At 68.5% G+C, this 2,195-nt stretch carries 2 protein-coding genes; both read right to left on the bottom strand.

The features are described from left to right. On the bottom strand, positions 1-620 hold a 620-nt coding region (locus QZ609_RS26580), incomplete at its 3' end, for a nitrilase-related carbon-nitrogen hydrolase (protein WP_295501544.1). A gap of 5 nt (positions 621-625) precedes the next feature. Further along, positions 626-2,195: AsmA-like C-terminal region-containing protein (locus QZ609_RS26575; protein ID WP_295501542.1), on the bottom strand; the 1,570-nt coding region annotated here is incomplete at its 5' end.

Below are 2,195 nucleotides of genomic sequence, written 5' to 3'. Positions count from 1 at the left end.
CCCGTCACGTAGGTGAAGGCCGCCGGCATCAGAATCAAGTTCAGGTTGCCCTGCGCCGAGAGCGCCCGGTACAGCTCCGGAAAGCGCAGGTCGTAGCACACCGACATACCCACGCGCCCGCACGGCGCATCGAATGCCACCGGCGTGGCGCCCGGCTCGATGGTGCGGGCCTCGTCGTAGCGCTCTTCGCCGCGCACGAAGTTGAACAGGTGGATCTTGTCGTAGCGGGCCACGCGCTGGCCGGCCGGGTTGTACGCGAGCGACGTGTTGCGCACGCGCTGTTCGTCCTCGCACCACAGCGGCAGCGTGCCGCCGACGAGCCACAGCTTGTGGCGCTGGGCGGCATCGGCCAGGAATGCCTGGATCGGGCCATCGTGGTCGTCCTCGCGGATGGCGACCTTGTCGCTGTCCTTGCGGCCCATCATGCAGAAGTATTCCGGCAGCAGCGCCAGTTGCGCGCCCTGGCCGGCCGCCTCGGCGAGCAGCGCATCGGCGCGCGCCAGGTTGGCATCAACGTCGATGCCGGTGACGGTCTGGACGGCCGCCACGCGGAAGGGTGCGCTAAAGGGCGCATCCAGGCCGGATGCGGCGGGGGCGGGGGCGACGGTCGTGGAAGTCATGGCGCCTATTTTGCCGAGGTTTCCGGTTTGGTGCCCGGATGGTTCTCCGGAGGCTTGCCCAAGTTCGCGGCGACCTTGTCGATCTTCGGGTCGGCCCACTTGCCGGTGATGTGGTACTGCGTGGCGAACGCCTTGGACATCTGGTCGCCCAGGAGCAGCTGGGCCGCCAGCGTGCCGAGCCCGATGGCCGGGTTGATGAAGGCGGCTGCCAGCGAGGCCGAGGTGGCGTTCACCTTGGGCGTCACGTTCACGTGCAGGTCCTGCGTCTCGTCGAGGATGTTGGCCGAGCCCTGCATCGCCACCTGGAACTGCGGGCCCTTGACGGAGAAATCCTCCGTGCGCGCGACGCCGTTGGCGATGGTGCCGGTGGCCTCCACGCTGTCGAACGGCGTGCCGCGTCCGGTGGCGCCGCGCAGGTCGGTGGCAAAGCGCAGCAGCCCCTGCAGGCTCAGCACGCCGGCCAGCTTGGCCAGGCCCGGATCGACCGGCAGGAACTGGCCGCGTTCCAGGTTCAGCGCCATGCGGCCGTTGAGCGTGGGCAGATCGAGCGACATGGGCGAGCCGCGCCACACCACGCGGCCTTCGAACTTGCCCTTGGCACCGTCGAGTACCTTGGCGAAGCCCATCTTCTGCAGCAGCTCGCCCGAGTCGCGCAGGTCGAGGTGGAAGTCGAGCAGGGTGCGGCGCTCGGGGTCATCGCTGCCGTGCAGGCGGCGCGGGATGCGCCACGTGCCCTGGGCGGTGAGCGTGGCGGCCGGCTGCTCGATCTTGAGCGTCTCCAGCGTCCACACCGGCGCGCCGTCGGTGATCTGGCTGCGCGCCTTGATCTCCAGCTTGCCGAGCGCCTTGCCGCGTAGGTCGAATTTGTCGGCGACGAGGTCGAGCGATGGAATTTCCTGCGAGCTGCTGGCCAGCGATTCGGTGAGCGCCGTCTCTTCCTTGGCGTCTGGGATGCTCATGCGCGACAGGCGCATCGTCAGCTCGCCGAAGGGCACGGCGGCGCTTTCGGCGTGCCAGCGCGCGCTGCCTGCAATCTCGCGCGAATCGATGGTCGATTGCCAGTTGGGGCCGTCGCGCGTCGCATCGATGCGCACGGCGTTGAAGTCGCGGCCCAGGATGCGCAGCGTTTGCGCGCGGGCGCTCAGGTGGCTGGGCAGATACGCGCTGTGGCTGTCGGAGGCGTTTGGAGCATTGGTGGCATGTTCGGCGGCAATCTGGCCGGCGCTCTTGTCTGCGGCGGGTGCGGCAAAGACATGGCGCCAGGCGTCGATGTCCAGTTGATCCAGCGCCAGGTTGGCCTGCACGCCCTCCTGCGGTTGCGGCACCGGTTGCCGCACGCCGATCCCGCCTCGCAGCACCTCGACGCCGTTGCCCGTGCTGCGTTGCTCGTAGCGCGCACTGACGATATTGCCGACCTGCAAAACGATTTCGTCGATGGCGTTGTTGGAAGCCAGCGGCTGCATCTCGAAACGCACCGGCAACGGCTGCCCGGCGGCCTTGTTGAGCGGCGCCGGCAGACGCACCGTCATCGGCGTGAGGTCGGACTGCACCTGGATGAGCGGGCGATGCTGCTTG

This window comes from uncultured Ralstonia sp. (assembly GCA_913056305.1).
GTDB lineage: Bacteria > Pseudomonadota > Gammaproteobacteria > Burkholderiales > Burkholderiaceae > Ralstonia.
Note: the sequence above shows the minus strand (reverse complement) of the source record. Positions and strands in the feature narration are given on the sequence as shown.